This window comes from Staphylococcus sp. EG-SA-2, from assembly GCF_017152085.1.
Genome location: NZ_JACYHC010001092.1, coordinates 1 through 720, shown reverse-complemented (window position 1 = coordinate 720; position 720 = coordinate 1). Strand labels below are relative to the sequence as shown.

Annotated in this window: 1 protein-coding gene and 2 pseudogenes; all 3 read left to right on the top strand. The window is 31.8% G+C overall.

Features of this window, described 5'->3' with window-relative positions; all coding sequences use genetic code 11:
• Positions 1–191, top strand: a 191-nt coding sequence (locus tag IDG60_RS18260) for an FAD-dependent oxidoreductase (RefSeq protein WP_206161035.1), incomplete at its 5' end; no start/stop codon positions are given.
• A 135-nt stretch (positions 192–326) separates the two neighbouring features.
• Positions 327–562, top strand: a pseudogene (locus IDG60_RS18255) (hypothetical protein); the annotation flags it as partial.
• A gap of 72 nt (positions 563–634) precedes the next feature.
• A pseudogene (locus tag IDG60_RS22930) lies at positions 635–720 on the top strand (NDxxF motif lipoprotein); the annotation flags it as partial.

Sequence of the window (720 nt, the reverse complement as noted above, 5' to 3'; positions counted from 1 at the left end):
CATGGTTAAAAGATGCTGTTGAATTAAACGAACGTGGTGAAATTGTTATTGATCGTAACAATAATACTAACGTACCTGGAATATTTGCTGCTGGCGATGTCACAGATCAGAAGAACAAACAAATTATCATTTCAATGGGCGCTGGTGCAAATGCAGCATTAAATGCCTTTGACTATATTATCAGAAACTAAAGTTTTCACAGTTTCACTGACAGTATCTTACATTTGTTAAGATGCTGTTATTTTTTTATCCCGACATAAAATCATGTTATGATAAACTTAATATATACAACGAGATGTGCGATAATGCTTAAAGTATGTACCTCTCGCAAACAAATCAATATGAAAATGATATTGAGAAGGAAAAGTATGTGAACGAAATCATTATGCTTTTACGTACGATACCTACATCTAAATTGATACAACCAATTATGCAGTTATTTATAGATAATGCTATCCTTAACATTGTTCAAAACGACGCATTATTGATAGAAAAAGCAACTCATGCACGTAATCATTTGCGTCTATGGTCATTGCAAGGTCATCGTGACATTCCAAACTAATTCAATGTTACTCTATTAAACATGAATACATATTTTTTCAATTAAAGATAAACTAAGGAGTTATATTACATTATGAAAAAGAGATTACTACTAAGTACATTTTTAGCATCTGCATTAATTCTTACAGGTTGCGCGTCCGATCAATCTGATAACGAAGA